This window comes from Pleomorphomonas sp. NRK KF1, from assembly GCF_023721755.1.
GTDB lineage: Bacteria > Pseudomonadota > Alphaproteobacteria > Rhizobiales > Pleomorphomonadaceae > Pleomorphomonas.
Genome location: NZ_JAMDLH010000001.1, coordinates 348,877 through 364,687, shown reverse-complemented (window position 1 = coordinate 364,687; position 15,811 = coordinate 348,877). Strand labels below are relative to the sequence as shown.

Below are 15,811 nucleotides of genomic sequence, written 5' to 3'. Positions count from 1 at the left end.
CCCACAGCAAAAGAAAACCCCGTTACGGAACAATAAACCAATAAATTCCAATGAGTTAGCAAAGAGAAGGTCGAGACGAGCCTCAAATTACCATGGCAAGCCCGTTGGGCGACATGGTGGTGTGCGCGACGTTTACGCCTTCTTCAGCAAACTCGCACTTCCCCATGTCACTTAGGTAATCTGCTTAAGGAAGAGCATATATAGAAGGCTTCAGGGCTCGACCTTCTCCCGGTAGGCGATTTTTGGTTGGCTGACGCCGAAAAGGACCCCTTCGTGAGCACGCTTCTCTATATTCCGTCCCTGCTGATTGCGGCTGCCGTGACTGTTGCCTGCGTCTCCGTCGGCCATATCATGATCTGGCGGGGTACGCGCAACGAAACCAGCATTCCACTCTGGGGCGCCGCCTACGGTCTCTGCACGTGCGCCATGATAATGGTCGGTCTGCGAGGCAGTATCCCTTACTTTCTGTCCATTGTCGTCAGCAACGCCCTGCTGTTGGTAGCAGTTGGCCTCCTCTGGCTCGGATACCGACGCTTCATCGGAAAGACCGCTCGCCACGACCTTCTTCTGGCCCTGCTCGGAGGACTTGTCTGGCTCGGTTTTGCCTGCGACCGGCAGTTCTTCGCCGACATCAACACCAGGACTCACGTGGTCTCGGCCATTCAGTCCGTTTACCTTTTCGCCGTTGCCGTCGATCTCATCAACCACAAGCGAAAGGAGCCGTTGCCGGCACTGTCGCTTACGGTAGCGGCCATCGCTGTCCAGCAACTATTGTTGATCGTGCGGACCGTGCATTTGCTGATCACACCGCTCGATGCGAGTACGGCTACCCTCCCCTCGGGCACACCGATCGCATTGACCCTGATCGGATCGGTCGGCTTCGTCGTTTTCCTGGGGCTCATGCAGCTCGCGCTGGTCGGGCAACGTTCGGAGAAGCGGTATCGCGTCGCAGCCGAAACCGACGGGCTGACGGGTCTCGCCAATCGTCGGCGGTTCCTGGGCGAGGTGTTGTCGCATCTGAACGACAACCCCGATCATGGTACCCTTGTCCTGTTCGATCTCGACTATTTCAAACGCATCAACGACACCCATGGCCACCTCACGGGGGATCGAGCTCTCGTCGAGTTCGCCCGCATTCTGGCCAAGGCAACTCCCGACGGGGCGATCGCCGCGCGAATCGGAGGCGAGGAATTTGCCCTGTTCCTGCCCGATGGAGACGCCACGAAAGCAGCAGCCCTCGCAGACGGCATCCGCCAGCTCACACATGCCTTCGAGCTGGGGACCGACAGCGACAGCCTGAGAGTGACGGTCAGCGTCGGACTTGCCGATATCGCAGAGGTCGGCTCCGATTACGAGATGCTGCATGGAGCGGCAGACGTCGCGCTCTACGAGGCCAAGCGCGAGGGCCGTGATCGCGTCGCCGTCTATCGCTGGGAGCCGCCGCAAAGGCAAACCGCGGCGCCAAGCCAACTTGACCTCGGTCAGTTCGCCTCTTCGCCTGTCTGAACGGACTCAACCGGCAATCGGATGCGTTTGGGCGAAAGCCAGTACCTTGGCAAGCACCCCCTTCGGGGCGCTATGAGGTATCGGCGCTTTGCCAAGTATCCAGCCGAACAGTTCACGGTCATCGACTTCGAGCAGGGCCTCGAACTCGTCGAGCTCCTCTTCCGTCAGATCGCCTATGGCGGCGTCGGCGAAGCGACCAAGCAGGAGGTCCAGTTCACGCGTGCCGCGATGCCACGCATGATAAAGGGTTTTCCGGCGCCGGGGCGAAAGGTCTTCGGACGTTCGGCTGAGCCCGGACATCGGCGTTTCTCCAGGAATCGATGAGGAGTTCGGCTCACGAAGCGCATCCTCGCCTGGCGACTGTTAGCCGATTTTTCCTGTGAAAGTAAACGATCATCGGTTGTCCGCCATACCCGTGACTGCCGAAGGCTGCTATAGGAGGCGGCCTTTTTCGCTATTGCCTTGGCCTTTCTCGTCATGAACTCTCCTTCTTCCGGCCGTTGGTCCGAACTTTTCGCGCCGGCTTACCTTGCTGCCTCGCTGACATTGATGCTCGCGGCGGCCATTTTCGCATTCAACGCGTTCCTGGTGTCGACGGCGATGCCGACCGCGGTGGGCGAGTTGCACGGCGAGGCCTACCTGTCGTGGACGCTTACCGTCTACATCGTCGCCTCGATTACGGCGGGCGCTTCCGCTCCGCTCCTCAAGGCGCGCTTCGGCGCACGGCGGTGCCTGTTCGTGGCAAGCGGCGTGTTCGCCCTCGGCACGCTCGCCGCCGCCCTTTCTCCAAGCATGGAGCTGGTGCTGGTTGGCCGCGCCGTGCAGGGCGCCGGCGAAGGTCTCGTCGCCGCCGTTGCCTTTGCGCTGATTCCGCAACTCTTTCCGTCGCAACTGGTCGGAAAGCTGTTCGGCGCCGAAGCGATCGTCTGGGCCGCCGCGGCTTTCGGCGGCCCGGTTCTGGCCGGCATCATCACCGAGTTCGTCAGCTGGCGAGCGGCCTTTCTGATCAACCTGCCGATCGTCGCCATGTTTCTGGTACTGGTCCACATGGCGGTACCCCAGGACGTGCGCGATCACGACGCGGGCCTGTTCCCGGGCCTCAGGCTTGGACTTGTTGCGCTTGGCATGATGGCAATCTCGGTCGCCGCCGTTGCGCTGGAAGAGCCATGGCAGGCCGCCCTCGTCGTGGTCGGCGCCGCCATATGCCTGACTGTCGCCGTACGCATCGACCTGTCCGCTCGGGTGTCAATCCTGCCGCGCGGCGCCTTCGGCCTTGCAAGCGTACCGGGGCTCGGCCTCTGGACGATCTTTCTCCTGCCGCTCGCCCAATCGGTCACCGGCGTGTTCCTGGTTTACGCCGTACAGCATCTCTGGGGATATGGACCGGCCATAGCCGGCGGCATCGGCGCCATTCTGGCCGTCGCCTGGAGCACCGGAGCGGTGATCGTCGCCAATTACGACGGCACGGGAAAGCGCCTCGCATTTGTCGCCATCGGCGCATCGGTCGTGACGGCCGGACTGATCATCGGCCTCTCCTCCATGACGCAACAACTTCTGTCGCTGGTCATGCTCGGCCAACTGGTCACCGGTCTTGGAATGGGGGTGGCCTGGGGCAGCCTCTGTCAGGTGGTCATGGAAACCCACCCCGAAAGCGAACGCGACAAGGCATCGGCCTTGTTGCCCACCTTGCAATCGGCCGGCTACGCCGCGGGTTCGGCAGTGTTCGGCCTTGTCGGCAATCTCGCAGGCTTTGCGACCGACCGTTCGCCGGAAGGACTCCGCTTCGCGATGATCGTTGCGTTTGCCGCGGCGGTTCTTCTGGCATTGCCGCCACTTGCCCTGACGCTCCGCATGGGCCGGCTTCACAAAGCCGGCCCCGCGTCCTGATCGTCAGATCGTTACCTCGACGCCTGGGATGATTCCGGTGTCCTGCAGGTAGGTCACCACGCGCTCGGCGAGCAGATCGGCGGCGGCAGTCGTGGTGTCGAGGCGAACTTCTGCGCGCTCCGGCGCTTCGTAAGGCGAGGAAACACCGGTGAAGTGCGCGATCTCGCCGGCCCTTGCCTTGGCATATAGACCCTTGGGGTCGCGTGCCTCGGCAACATCGAGCGGCGTATCGACAAACACCTCGATGAACTCGCCATCTTCCACCAGTTCGCGGGCAAGCTGTCGCTCTGCCCTGAAGGGGGAGATGAAAGACACCAGCACGATCAGGCCTGAATCGACGAACAGCTTGGCCGTCTCGGCGACGCGTCGGATGTTCTCGACGCGGTCGGCATCCGAGAAGCCGAGATCGCGATTGAGGCCGTGGCGGACGTTGTCGCCGTCGAGGATATAGGCGTGGCGACCAAGCGCCGTCAGCTTCTTCTCGACGAGGTTGGCGATGGTCGACTTGCCGGCGCCGGAGAGGCCGGTGAACCAGACGACGGCCGGCTTCTGTCCTTTTGCAAGCGCCCTCGTGCGCTTGTCGACGTCAAGCGCCTGCCAATGGATGTTGCCGGCCCGACGAAGTCCATGATCGATCATGCCGGCGCCAACCGTGAGGTTCGACAGTCGGTCTATGATGATGAAAGCGCCCGTCTCGCGATTGACGGCATAGGCATCGAAGGCGACCGCTTCGGACAAGGACAGATTGGCGACGCCGACTTCGTTGAGGGCAAGGCTCTTGGCCGACAACTCGCCGCCGGTGTTGACGTCGATCTTGTGGCGGATCGCCGTCACCTGCGCCGTGACCTGACGGGCACCGATCTTGAGAAGATAGGGACGCCCGGGCAGGAGCGGATCGTCGGCCATCCAGATCAGGTGGGCCGCGAACTGGTCGGCGACCTCGGGCCGATCGATGGCGCCCGACAGCACGTCGCCGCGCGAAATATCGATCTCGTCGGCGAGCGTCAGCGTCACGGCCTCGCCGGCCGATGCGGCTTCGAGGTCGCCGTCGAAGGTGACGATGGACTTTACGGCCGACGTCCGGCCGGATTTTGCCACCACCACGGCGTCGCCGCGTCGCACGGTGCCTGATGCGATGGTGCCCGAGAAGCCTCGGAAATCCAGATTCGGTCGATTGACCCATTGCACCGGCAGACGGAAAGGCCGCTCCGCCGCGTCGTCGTCGACAATCACTGTCTCCAGATGCTCGACCAGCGTCGGGCCGTCATACCAGGGCATTTGAGGACTGCGCTCGAGGACGTTGTCGCCATAGCGGGCACTGAGCGGGATGGCCGTCAGCGCTTTGAAGCCGAGACCGGCGGCGAAGGCGCGATAGTCGGCGACGATGTCCTCGAAGATCGCCCGAGAGAAGCCGACAAGGTCGATCTTGTTGACCGCCAGCACGACATGGCGGATGCCGACCAGTGACGCGATGAAGGAGTGCCGACGGGTCTGGGTGAGCACCCCGCGCCTGGCATCGACCAGGATCACCGCGAGGTCGGAGGTCGAGGCGCCGGTCGCCATGTTGCGCGTGTACTGCTCGTGGCCCGGCGTGTCGGCGACGATGAACTTGCGCCGGTCGGTCGAGAAGAAGCGATAGGCGACATCGATGGTGATGCCCTGCTCGCGCTCGGCCTCAAGACCGTCGACAAGCAAGGCAAGGTCGATGTCGTCGCCGACGGTGCCATGCTTGCGGGAGTCCTTTTCGAGGCTCAGGAGCTGATCCTCAAACAACAGCTTGGAGTCATAGAGCAGGCGGCCGATCAGCGTCGATTTGCCATCGTCGACCGAACCGCAAGTGAGGAAGCGCAAAAGGCTCTTCTTCTCGTGCCGGCCAAGATAGTCGGTAAAAGCGGAAGCGTCCGCGGCGACGTTCGGATCGATGGCGTTCATCAGAAATAGCCTTCCCGCTTCTTCTTCTCCATGGAAGCGCTGTCGTCGTGATCAATCAGGCGACCTGATCGCTCGGATGTGCGGGCGATCAACATTTCCCGGACGATTTCCGGCAGGGTCGCCGCATCGCTCTCGACGGCGGCGGTCAGCGGATAGCAACCCAGGGTGCGGAAGCGAACGCGGCGCAGTTCGGGACTTTCGCCTGAAAGAAGCGGCAGGCGGTCGTCGTCGACCATGATCCACTGGCCACCGCGGTTCACCACCGGCCGCTCGGCGGAGAAGTAGAGCGGTACGATCGGGATCTTTTCGAGCAGGATGTATTGCCAGATGTCGAGTTCGGTCCAGTTGGACAACGGAAAGACGCGGATGCTCTCGCCCGGCCGGACGCGGGAGTTGTAGAGACGCCACAGCTCAGGACGCTGGTTCTTGGGATCCCAGGCGTGGGTATCGGTGCGGAAGGAGAACACCCTCTCCTTCGCCCTGCTCTTCTCCTCGTCGCGGCGGGCGCCGCCAAAGGCTGCGTCGAAGCCATGGGCCGTCAACGCCTGCTTGAGGGCCTCGGTCTTCATGACATTGGTGTAAGCGGAGGAGCCATGGGTGAACGGGGTGATACCGGCGGCCACGCCATCCGCGTTGGTGTGAACCAGCAGATCCAGTCCTTCGGCCTTCACCGTCGCATCGCGGAAGGCGATCATCTCCCGGAACTTCCAGGTCGTGTCGACGTGCAGCAAGGGGAACGGCAGCTTGCCCGGGTAAAACGCCTTGAGCGCAAGGCGCAGCATCACCGAGCTGTCCTTGCCGATGGAATAGAGCATCACCGGATTGCGAAACTCAGCGGCAACCTCACGGATAATGTGAATGGATTCCGCTTCGAGACGCTTCAAATGGGTCAGACGATCCTTGGACACCTGAGCTCACCTCGGCGCGACATGTGTCGCAGCTGCCTTCCCCGGTCCCATTGACCCGAGATCTTAGCGAAGCGGTATCAAGCCCCCCGGACGCTCTCAAGAAAGCGCACACTCCGGCAAAAGCGGAAAAGAGAAAATCTTTCCGTTGGCCATCATTTGCTTTGGCGGAACGCCTGCAACGGCCAACGACATCAATCAGCTACTGCTCCTGGGCTCCATTTTACGGACGGAAACCAGCAGCCTCCCCTGTCAGCCTCGCTCGGGCGCGGCTGCCGTCGATCCGCGCACGATGAGCTGCACCGGCCAAACCTCGGCGACCGTGCCCGGCTTCTGCCCGGCGACGCGAGCCAACGCCATCTCCGCCACGCGGGTGCCGGCTGCTCGGATCGACGAGCGCGTGGTGGTAAGCTGGGGATGAAACTGATCGGCGGGGAACGCAGGCATCTCGTCGTCATGGGCGATGATCGACAGATCGCGCGGCACTTCCAGGCCGAGCTCCGCGGCCGCGCGCAACACGCCAAGCGCGACCAGAATGGAACCGCACAGAATGGCGGTCGGCCGCTCCTCTTTCTCCAGTGCCTGCCGCGCGCTGCGATAGGCATTTTCCGCGGTCATCGGCATGAAATGCTCATCGAGCATATCGTTCGGCAGCCCTGCGGCGGCAAAAGCAATGGCGGCGCCCCGCGAACGATCCTGGGCGAACGTGAAGTGCTCCTCGCCGTTGATCAGCATAACCCGTCGATGACCGAGCTGAATGAGAAAGCTGGTCGCCTGCTGGAAGGCGCCGAAGTTATCGATGTCTATGTAGGAAATACCGGCAGGTTCGGGCGGGCGCCCATGCACGACGAAAGGAAACTTCAGCTCGCTGAGAAGGGAAATGCGTGCGTCGACGGTCTGGGGGGCAGACAGGATGACGACATCGACCGTGCCGTCGCGGGCCAGGCGTCCGAATGTCGCAATCTCATCGCTCGGCGTCGACGGACTGATGAGAATGTCGAATCCCTGCTTGGCGCTGGTCTCGGCCACGCCAGCAAGATATTCGACGAAAAGCGGATCCATGAGCACATTGCGCTCGGCATTGAAGACAACGCCTAATGCGTGGGCACGCCCGGTCGCAAGCCGCCGGGCCGCCGGACTGGGCCGATATCCGAAACGTTGCGCTGCGGCGAGCACGATTTCCCGCGTTTTCTCACTGACCTCGGGATATCCATTGAGAGCGCGACTGACAGTCGTTTGCGACAGATGCAGTTCCGCAGCCAATTCCTTAAGATTCATTATCAATTTCCGTCGTCATCGGAAGCCACCCCATTCTTCCCCCGTGGACCGGGAGCCGACACCGATGCGCCTGCCTTAGCATTTGTAGCGTTATTGTTACAGCCATTGTCCGGCCTGCTTAAAGGATCGGCACGGCCGAAAGCGCGACCCGGTCGCCCGATTTCCTTCCTGCAAACGGTTACATTGACCAGTTGACAGGGAAGCGGCTTTCAAGGATGATCTGAACGTTCAAAGCGCTTTGGAGGTTTCGAGCGCTTCGTACCCAGTTGCGGCATTCGGGAGAAGTGCCGCATTCAAGGGAGGACTTGATGTATCATTCAGCCCTGCGCGCCGGTCTTTTCGCCGGCGCGGTTTTCAGCGCATCCTTCGCGATGGCCGCCGAGCTTGCGATCGTGTCCGGAGACTCCGGCAACGGACTGGCTTTCTTGCAAAGCCAGTTGAAGGAGTTCGAGGCCAAGACCGGCAACACGGTCAAGATCGTGCCGATGCCGCCGTCGACCAGCGATCAGTTCGGCCAATACCGTCTGTGGCTCGCCGCCGGCAATGCGGACATCGACGTCTACATGACCGACGTTATCTGGGCGCCGCAGCTCTCCGACCAGTTCCTCGACCTGACGGATGCCGCCAAGGACGTCGTCAAGGATCACTTCCCGTCGATCATCGAGTCGCAGACGGCCAACGGCAAGCTGGTTGCCATTCCCGCCTTTACCGACGCGCCAGCGCTGTTCTATCGCAAGGACCTGCTCGACAAGTACGGCAAGTCGGTTCCCAAGACTTGGGATGAGATGGCCGCCACGGCCAAGGAGATCCAGGACAAGGAACGTGAGGCTGGCGCCAAGGATCTCTGGGGCTTCGTCTTCCAGGGCAACGCCTATGAAGGCCTTACCTGCAACGCCTTGGAATGGGTGAAGTCGTTCGGCGGCGGCCAGATCGTCGAGGCTAACGGCGACATCTCCATCAACAACGAGAAGGCGGCCAAGGCTCTCGAGACGGCCAAGAGCTGGGTCGGAACCATCTCGCCTCCAGGCGTCCTCGCCTACCAGGAAGAGGAAGCGCGCGGCGTTTGGCAGACCGGCAACGCGGTGTTCATGCGCAACTGGCCCTATGCCTATGCCCTCGGCAACGGTGAGGACAGCGCAGTCAAGGGCAAGTTCGGCGTCGCGACGCTTCCGGCGGCGACGGAAGGCGACAAGCCGGCCGCCACGCTTGGCGGTTGGAACTTCGCGGTGTCCAAGTACTCCAAGCATCCGGACGAGGCGATCCAGCTCGCCCTGTTCCTCGGCTCGACGGAAATCCAGAAGAACCGCGCCATCCAGCAGACAAACCTGCCGACAGTCATGTCGCTCTACGATGATGCCGACGTGGCCAAGGCCGCGCCCATCATCCCGCAGTGGAAAGAGGTGTTCATGAACGCCGTTCCGCGTCCCTCGGCGCCGACCAAGGTCAAGTACAACGAGGTATCCTCGCTGTTCTGGTCGGCCGTGCATGACACTTTGTCGGGTAACGGCACCGCCGCCGAGAACCTCGAGATTCTCGAGGCCAAGCTGACCGAGCTCAAGGGCTCCGGCTGGTAAGCCTACCTTCGCTCGACGGCCGCCCGACTGTCACCCCCCTTGGCGATCGGGCGGCCGGCTCCTTCCGAGTGGCTTGTTCCACTCCCTGCCTGTCTGGATCGGTTTTGGACTGATAGCCGTCGGGCCCCTCCGAACGACCTCAGACAAGAGACGGCTGCCGGAAACCTCTTTCAGGTTCCGGGCTGTGCGTAATCGGCGCCGCCGCGGCGCCAACGATGCCTTCCGCACTCCATTGCAGGATTTGCCATGGCCTCCACCCAATCGACGATCCGGATCGTGCCGGCCGGACACACCAAGCGGGCCAAGTCCGACTTGATGCGCCAGCGGCTGAGGGCCGCAGGCTGGTTCCTGGTTCCGATGCTGATCGCGCTCGCCATCGTCGCCGGATGGCCGCTTCTCAGAACCATCTATTTCTCGTTCACCAACGCCTCTCTGACCAACCTTTACGGCGCCGAGTGGGTCGGCTTCAAAAATTACCTGAACTGGACGGTGCTGAAGAGCGGACGTGTCATCTGGTCCGGCCTCCTTTCCGATCCTGCGTGGTGGAACGCCGTCTGGAACACCGTCCGCTTCTCGATCATCTCGGTGACGCTGGAGACCATCCTCGGGACAGTTGTCGCGCTGGTGCTCAACGCGGAGTTCAAGGGACGCGGCCTCGTGCGCGCCGCCATCCTCATCCCCTGGGCGATCCCGACCATCGTCTCCGCCCGCATGTGGGGCTGGATGCTGAACGATCAGTTCGGCATCATCAACGACGTGCTGCTGACGTTCGGGCTCATCGACCACAAGATCGCCTGGACGGCCTCGTCCGACACGGCCATGATCGCCGTGCTCATCGTCGACGTCTGGAAGACGACGCCGTTCATGGCCCTGCTCATTCTCGCAGGCCTGCAGATGATACCGCGCGACATCTACGAGGCGGCCGCTCTCGATGGCGTTCATCCGGTCAAGACGTTCTGGAAGGTCACGTTGCCGCTGGTGCGACCGGCCCTGATGGTCGCGGTGATCTTCCGTCTGCTCGACGCGATGCGCATCTTCGACCTGATCTACGTGTTGACGCCCAACAGTTCGCAAACGAAGACGATCTCGGTCCTGGCGCGTGAAAACCTGATCGACTTCGACAAGTTCGCCTATGGCTCAGCTCAATCGACCATGCTGTTCCTGATCATCGCGCTGATGACCATTCTCTACATCTGGCTCGGCAAGGTCCGTTTCGACGGGGGAGACCGGTGATGCTCTGGAGCTATACCAAGACCGCCTCTTTCTATCTGCTTGTGGCGATCATCGTCCTCGTCTCGGTTTTTCCGTTCTACTACGCGATCCTGACGAGCTTCAAATCCGGCACGGCCCTTTTCGAGATCAACTACCTGCCGACCCATTTCAGCCTCGACAACTATATCGCGGTGCTGACCACCGGCGTGTTCGTTCGCAATCTCGGAAACTCGATCCTGGTGGCGAGCTCGGTCGTCGTTCTGGCGCTGTTTCTCGCCGTGACGGCGGCGTTCGCGTTGGCTCGCGTCAGCTTCCGCGGCCGTGGCCTTCTCCTGATGACCATCCTGGCGGTTTCGATGTTTCCGCAGATCGCGGTGCTGGCCGGTCTGTTCGAACTCGTGCGCGCCTTCGGCCTCTTCAACACGCCTTTCGCGCTGATCTTCTCCTATACGATCTTCACCCTGCCCTTCACCGTCTGGGTGCTCACCACGTTCATGCGCGACCTGCCGGTGGAGATCGAGGAGGCGGCGATCGTCGACGGCGCCAGTCCTTGGGTCATCATCACCAAGGTGTTCATGCCGCTGATGTGGCCAGCGCTGGTGACGACAGGTCTGCTGGCCTTCATCGCGGCCTGGAACGAGTTCCTGTTCGCGCTGACCTTCACATCGTCCAACGAGACGCGCACCGTTCCGGTCGCCATCGCACTTCTGTCGGGGGCGAGCCAGTACGAGATTCCCTGGGGCCGCATCATGGCAGCCTCGGTCATCGTGACCGTGCCTCTCGTCGCTCTGGTGTTGATCTTCCAGCGCAAGATCGTACAGGGGCTGACGGCCGGCGGCGTCAAGGGCTAGGAAGAGAAGCCGCATCTCGAAGCGGGGCGAACGCCCAAGCTTTGCGTCCGCGCCACAGCTCGAACAAGATGGACCGTGCCGACGCCCTCCCCGCCGGCATCGATGAAAGAGAAAGACCGACATTAATGACGACACTCGAAAAAGCCGTTGCCAGCGTCGATCGGGCCGCCGATCCCGATTGGTGGCGGGGCGCGGTGATTTACCAGATCTATCCGCGTTCATTCCAGGACTCGGACGGCGACGGCGTCGGTGACCTTGCCGGCGTGACCGCTCGCCTCGGCTATCTCGAAGACCTAGGCGTCGACGCCATCTGGCTGTCGCCCTTCTTCAAGTCGCCGATGAAGGACTTCGGCTACGACGTTTCCGACTATTGCGACATCGACCCGATCTTCGGCACGCTCGACGATTTCCGGAAAATGGTCTCTGAAGCGCATCGTCGCGGCATCAAGGTGATCATCGATCAGGTGTTGAGCCACACGTCCGATCTGCATCCATGGTTCTCGGAAAGCCGGAAAGACCAGATCAATGACAAGGCGGACTGGTACGTCTGGGCTGACGCCCAGCCCGACGGCACGCCGCCCAACAACTGGCTGTCGGTCTTCGGCGGCTCAGCCTGGGAGTGGGATACCCGGCGCTGCCAGTATTATCTGCACAACTTTCTGGCCAGCCAGCCCGATCTCAACTTCCACACCCCCGCGGTGCAGGACGCCTTGCTGGACGTGTTGAAGTTCTGGCTCGATCTCGGAGTCGACGGGTTCCGCCTCGATACCGTGAACTTCTATTTCCACGACAAGGGACTGCGGGCCAACCCGCCGCAGACGCGACCGGTGGACACCATCGACGCACCCCGGGTCAACCCTTATCTCCGGCAGGATCATGTTTACGACAAGAGCCAGCCGGAAAATCTCGAGTTCCTGAAGCGCATGCGCAAGCTGCTCGATCAGTATCCTGGCTCGACGACGGTGGGAGAGATCGGCGACGGGGATAGGTCGCTCAAGACGATGATCGCCTACACATCGGGCGGTGACAAGCTGCACATGAGCTATACCTTCGACCTTCTGGGTGGCGAACCATCGCGGGCCTACATCGAGAAGACGCTAAAGACCTTCGAATCCGGCGCCGGCGATGCCTGGCCCTGCTGGGCCCTGTCCAACCATGACGTCGTCCGCTATGCGACGCGTCATCTACCCTATGCGCAGAACCCGGCCCAGCAAGGCAAGCTGATGGCTACCCTGCACCTCAGCCTGCGCGGATCGGTCTGCATCTACGAGGGGGACGAGCTTGGGCTCCCGGAGGCCGATCTTGCCTTCGAGGATCTGGTCGATCCCTATGGCATTCGCTTCTGGCCCGAATTCAAGGGTCGCGACGGCTGTCGGACACCGATGGTCTGGGAAGCCGAGGCCGCCAACGCTGGATTCTCGACCGGCAAGCCGTGGCTGCCGGTGCCGACGGTCCATCTGGCCAAGGCTGTCGACCAGCAGGTCGGCAATCCCGACAGCCAGTACGAGCTCTACAAGGCGATGATCGCTTGGCGCAAGACGAGCCGGGCCCTCACCAAGGGATCGGTGCGCTTTCTCGAGTCCGATGGCGATGTTCTCGCCTTTCTGCGCGAGGCGGGCGACGACAAGGTGCTCTGCGTCTTCAACTTCGGCAGGACCGGAGCGGGATTTCCCGTGCCTGCCAATCTCTCGGTAGCGGCAACCGCCGACCTCGGCTTTGCCTCGAGGGTCGTCGAGGGCATGGTGACGCTGCCGGCCGAAAGCGCCTTTGTCGCCAAGGTAAGGTGATCTGACGAGAAAGCCGGCCGCCTTGCGAAGGGCGGCCGGGTTCCAGGAACAGGGGTGGGAGACCCCTTCGGGAAAATCGCGGGAGGAGTTGCGCATGTCTGCCGGACTGAAGCTCAAGCAAGTCAAGAAGGCCTACGGCTCCGTGCAGGTGCTGCACGGCATCGACCTGGACATCAAGTCCGGCGAGTTCGTCGTCTTCGTCGGCCCCTCGGGCTGCGGCAAGTCGACGCTTCTCCGGCTCATCGCGGGCCTGGAGGATATCACCGAGGGAACGCTCGAGATCGGGGATGCCGTCGTCAACACCCTGCCACCCTCAAAGCGTGGCATCGCCATGGTGTTCCAGAGCTACGCGCTCTATCCGCACATGACGGTCTACGAGAACATGGCCTTCGGCCTGAAGCTCGCGAAGGCGTCGCAAGGCGAGCAGGACCGGCGCGTGCGGGAAGCGGCCGAGATGCTTCAGATCACGCCCTATCTCGACCGCCTTCCCAAGCAGCTTTCCGGCGGTCAGCGCCAGCGCGTCGCGATCGGCCGAGCCATCGTCCGCGACCCCAAGGTCTTTTTGTTCGACGAACCCCTCTCCAACCTCGACGCGGCGCTGCGCGTTGCGACGCGCCTGGAGATCGCCAAACTCCACGAGCGAATGGCCGATACCACCATGATCTACGTGACGCACGATCAGGTCGAGGCGATGACCCTCGCCGACCGCATTGTCGTGCTCAACTACGGCGTGGTCGAGCAGATCGGTACGCCCATGGAGCTCTACCACACGCCCGAGAATCTGTTCGTGGCGCGCTTCATCGGCTCTCCGGCCATGAACATCGTCTCCGCCACCATTGCCAGCACCGGCGCGCCGGCAACGGTGCAGCCCGACACCGGCAATCCGGTTGTCGTCAACGCGGAGGTCGCCGCCACTTACCTCGACGCCAAGGCAACCTTCGGTGTCCGGCCGGAAGACCTGACGCCCACCGACGGGCCAGGCCTCTTCACCGGAACCGTTTCGATCGTCGAGAAACTGGGCGAGGTGACGTTGGTTTATCTCGACACTGGTCTTCCGGAGCCGATCACCGTCAAGATCGACGGCGATGTGGAGATCGCCAAGGGCGCTACGCTCACGGTGACCGCGCCCGCCGACCGGCTGCATCTCTTCGATGACAATGGCGCCGCCTTCCCGCGCATGCGGCTCTCGAACGCCGCGGCTTGAACGAGGTTCGGCCGTCCTTCTGGGCGGCCGTCGCCTTTCAAAGAATACCGACCCGTTTCAGGAACCACCAAGCACCCCACACGGAACAGCCGCCGAGCGCGAAGGCGAGCAGTGTGCCGAAGTGCTCGCCGGCGAAAGGCAGGCCTCCGGTGTTCATGCCGAAGAATCCCGTTACCAGCGTCGGCGGCAACAGGAAAGCGGTCATGATCGAGAGGATGTAGAGGTGGCGGTTGGTCTCCGACGAAATCTTGGAGTCGATTTCTTCATGCAGAAGGCGCGCCCGGTCTTGCAGGCCCTGCATTTCCTGCGACGCCGAGCCCAGCAGATCGGCCAGTGTTTCGGCCATTTCTATCGTGCCGGTCGGCAAGGGATCGGGGTCGTCCCAACGCTGATAGCGGCGGAATAGCGCCACGGACGCCCTGAGCTGACGGTTCAGCCGGACCACCGTGCGCCGAACAGGGCCAAGACGGCGGCGCTCGTCGCGCGGTGCCGTCTCGAACACATAGTCCTCGATCCGGTCGAGCTCGTCTCCCATCTCGATGATGAGGGCGTCCACCACCTTCTCGAACTCGGTCACGACGGCGGCGAACACGCCAACCGTCTCGTGAATGGCAAGGCCGCGGTCTACCGCAAGCCGCGCCGCCTCAACGCACCGCAATGGATGCAGGCGAGCCGTGACGATCAGTCGCTCCGACGCGGCAAAGCGGAACCATCCGATGTCATTGGTCTCATAATCGAAGGCGCGTTCGATGTCGGTGAACACGCCGTGCAACACGCCGTCATCGGATGCCAGCACGACGTGATTGTCCCGATCGGTCAACGTGGCCCTGGCCGCTTCCGGAAGATCGGGGAAGCCCTCCAGGAACTTCGGCACCCGAGCGTCACTGAGCGCCAGATGCAGCCAGACGAACCCATCATCGACGATCAACTCATCGCGCGGCGTGGTCGGCGGCAGCGGGTGGCCGGCGCCGGTCGCAGCGTCGAAACGATAGGCCCAAACAAATCCGGGAATCTCGGGGGCAAGCAAGAACCGGGCACTCCTGACAGGCACGGCGAACCGCGTTTTTCCTGATAACACGCGAGGGTGACGGTCTTCCACTCCAGCTGCAACGCAAGCGGTCGGCCAATGTTCGAGCCATCGGGACTGCGAGCGTTCGGCGTCGGATCGGGCATCCGCCCATCCGACCGGTCGGCCGAGGGCGGATGCTGGCGTGAAAGGAGTGCGCTAACCGGATCAGTCCGGCAGGGCGGCCGTGATGATGAACTCGACCTTGTACTCCGGAGCGGCCAGCTTGGCCTCGCCCGTGGCGCGGGCAGGTGTGTTGCCCGGAGCAACCCAGGATTCCCACACTTCGTTCATGGCGGCAAAGTCGGCCATGTCGGCCAGCCAGACGATGGCCTGCAACACGCGCGTCTTGTCGGTGCCGGCAGCGGCGAGCAGGCGATCGACCTCGGCCAGCGCCTCGACGGCCTGCGACTTGACGTCTCCCTTCGGCGAGCCGATCTGGCCGGCAAGATAGACTGTCTTGTTGTGGACGACGGCATTGCTCATGCGCTTGCCGGGCTCGATGCGGGTGATCGCCATGGCGGGACTCTCCGATTCCTGGGGCGGGCGGCCCATCCGCCCGCAAGGTGATTGTTGCCTATCTTCTCGGCAGATTGCCCGCAACAGGAA

General features: G+C 62.5%; 13 protein-coding genes. 7 read left to right on the top strand and 6 right to left on the bottom strand.

Annotated features, from left to right (window positions below):
- The first annotated feature begins 273 nt into the window (after positions 1-273).
- On the top strand, positions 274-1,506 hold the full coding sequence (locus M4J39_RS23005; protein WP_251725920.1) for a diguanylate cyclase domain-containing protein: 1,233 nt from the start codon (positions 274-276) through the stop codon (positions 1,504-1,506).
- Between the two features lie 6 nt (positions 1,507-1,512).
- On the opposite strand, the gene M4J39_RS01595 is transcribed toward M4J39_RS23005, so the two are convergent.
- Positions 1,513-1,806, bottom strand: a complete 294-nt coding sequence (locus M4J39_RS01595) for a succinate dehydrogenase assembly factor 2 (RefSeq protein ID WP_251725919.1) — start codon at positions 1,804-1,806, stop codon at positions 1,513-1,515.
- Between the two features lie 177 nt (positions 1,807-1,983).
- Between M4J39_RS01595 and M4J39_RS01590 the strand changes: the two genes are divergently transcribed.
- Positions 1,984-3,393, top strand: coding sequence for an MFS transporter (locus tag M4J39_RS01590; protein WP_251725917.1), 1,410 nt, complete (start codon positions 1,984-1,986; stop codon positions 3,391-3,393).
- Between the two features lie 3 nt (positions 3,394-3,396).
- Here M4J39_RS01590 and cysN read toward each other — a convergent pair whose 3' ends face one another.
- From cysN to M4J39_RS01575, 3 genes are all read right to left on the bottom strand, one after another.
- Complete coding sequence (gene cysN, locus M4J39_RS01585; RefSeq protein WP_251725915.1) at positions 3,397-5,325, bottom strand: sulfate adenylyltransferase subunit CysN; 1,929 nt, start codon at positions 5,323-5,325, stop codon at positions 3,397-3,399.
- Entirely contained in the window at positions 5,325-6,233 is a 909-nt protein-coding gene (gene cysD / locus M4J39_RS01580; RefSeq protein ID WP_251725914.1) for a sulfate adenylyltransferase subunit CysD, read from the bottom strand. Before cysD ends, cysN begins: the two co-directional genes overlap by 1 nt.
- A 249-nt stretch (positions 6,234-6,482) precedes the next feature.
- Entirely contained in the window at positions 6,483-7,508 is a 1,026-nt protein-coding gene (locus M4J39_RS01575) for a LacI family DNA-binding transcriptional regulator (protein WP_251725912.1), read from the bottom strand.
- A gap of 308 nt (positions 7,509-7,816) precedes the next feature.
- Here M4J39_RS01575 and M4J39_RS01570 point away from each other — a divergent pair, with 308 nt between their 5' ends.
- The 5 genes from M4J39_RS01570 (at position 7,817) to M4J39_RS01550 (ending at position 14,136) form a co-directional block, all read left to right on the top strand.
- A complete protein-coding gene (locus M4J39_RS01570) occupies positions 7,817-9,082 on the top strand; it encodes an ABC transporter substrate-binding protein (protein ID WP_251725911.1) in 1,266 nt (421 codons plus the stop codon).
- Between the two features lie 246 nt (positions 9,083-9,328).
- The gene (locus M4J39_RS01565) at positions 9,329-10,315 is read left to right on the top strand and encodes a carbohydrate ABC transporter permease (protein WP_251725909.1); all 987 of its coding nucleotides are present in this window, start codon (positions 9,329-9,331) and stop codon (positions 10,313-10,315) included.
- Positions 10,315-11,145, top strand: a complete 831-nt coding sequence (locus tag M4J39_RS01560) for a carbohydrate ABC transporter permease (RefSeq protein ID WP_251725908.1) — start codon at positions 10,315-10,317, stop codon at positions 11,143-11,145. The genes M4J39_RS01565 and M4J39_RS01560 overlap by 1 nt, the downstream gene beginning before the upstream one ends.
- Positions 11,146-11,270: 125 nt before the next feature.
- Positions 11,271-12,932, top strand: a complete 1,662-nt coding sequence (locus M4J39_RS01555) for an alpha-glucosidase family protein (RefSeq protein ID WP_251725906.1) — start codon at positions 11,271-11,273, stop codon at positions 12,930-12,932.
- 94 nt (positions 12,933-13,026) lie between these two features.
- On the top strand, positions 13,027-14,136 hold the full coding sequence (locus tag M4J39_RS01550; RefSeq protein ID WP_251725905.1) for an ABC transporter ATP-binding protein: 1,110 nt from the start codon (positions 13,027-13,029) through the stop codon (positions 14,134-14,136).
- A 37-nt stretch (positions 14,137-14,173) separates the two neighbouring features.
- Here the strand turns inward: M4J39_RS01550 and M4J39_RS01545 are convergent, their stop codons facing one another.
- Positions 14,174-15,163, bottom strand: a complete 990-nt coding sequence (locus M4J39_RS01545) for a transporter (RefSeq protein WP_251725903.1) — start codon at positions 15,161-15,163, stop codon at positions 14,174-14,176.
- Between the two features lie 207 nt (positions 15,164-15,370).
- On the bottom strand, positions 15,371-15,721 hold the full coding sequence (locus M4J39_RS01540) for a RidA family protein (RefSeq protein WP_251725902.1): 351 nt from the start codon (positions 15,719-15,721) through the stop codon (positions 15,371-15,373).
- Positions 15,722-15,811: the final 90 nt, after the last annotated feature.

Excerpts from the sequence above, each read along its gene's own strand:
- M4J39_RS01595 (WP_251725919.1), bottom strand. The coding sequence starts at position 1,806 with ATGTCCGGGCTCAGCCGAACGTCCGAAGACCTTTCGCCCCGGCGCCGG.
- M4J39_RS01590 (WP_251725917.1), top strand. The coding sequence starts at position 1,984 with ATGAACTCTCCTTCTTCCGGCCGTTGGTCCGAACTTTTCGCGCCGGCT.
- cysN (WP_251725915.1), bottom strand. The coding sequence starts at position 5,325 with ATGAACGCCATCGATCCGAACGTCGCCGCGGACGCTTCCGCTTTTACC.
- M4J39_RS01575 (WP_251725912.1), bottom strand. The coding sequence starts at position 7,508 with ATGAATCTTAAGGAATTGGCTGCGGAACTGCATCTGTCGCAAACGACT.
- M4J39_RS01570 (WP_251725911.1), top strand. The coding sequence starts at position 7,817 with ATGTATCATTCAGCCCTGCGCGCCGGTCTTTTCGCCGGCGCGGTTTTC.
- M4J39_RS01565 (WP_251725909.1), top strand. The coding sequence starts at position 9,329 with ATGGCCTCCACCCAATCGACGATCCGGATCGTGCCGGCCGGACACACC.
- M4J39_RS01560 (WP_251725908.1), top strand. The coding sequence starts at position 10,315 with ATGCTCTGGAGCTATACCAAGACCGCCTCTTTCTATCTGCTTGTGGCG.
- M4J39_RS01555 (WP_251725906.1), top strand. The coding sequence starts at position 11,271 with ATGACGACACTCGAAAAAGCCGTTGCCAGCGTCGATCGGGCCGCCGAT.
- M4J39_RS01550 (WP_251725905.1), top strand. The coding sequence starts at position 13,027 with ATGTCTGCCGGACTGAAGCTCAAGCAAGTCAAGAAGGCCTACGGCTCC.
- M4J39_RS01540 (WP_251725902.1), bottom strand. The coding sequence starts at position 15,721 with ATGGCGATCACCCGCATCGAGCCCGGCAAGCGCATGAGCAATGCCGTC.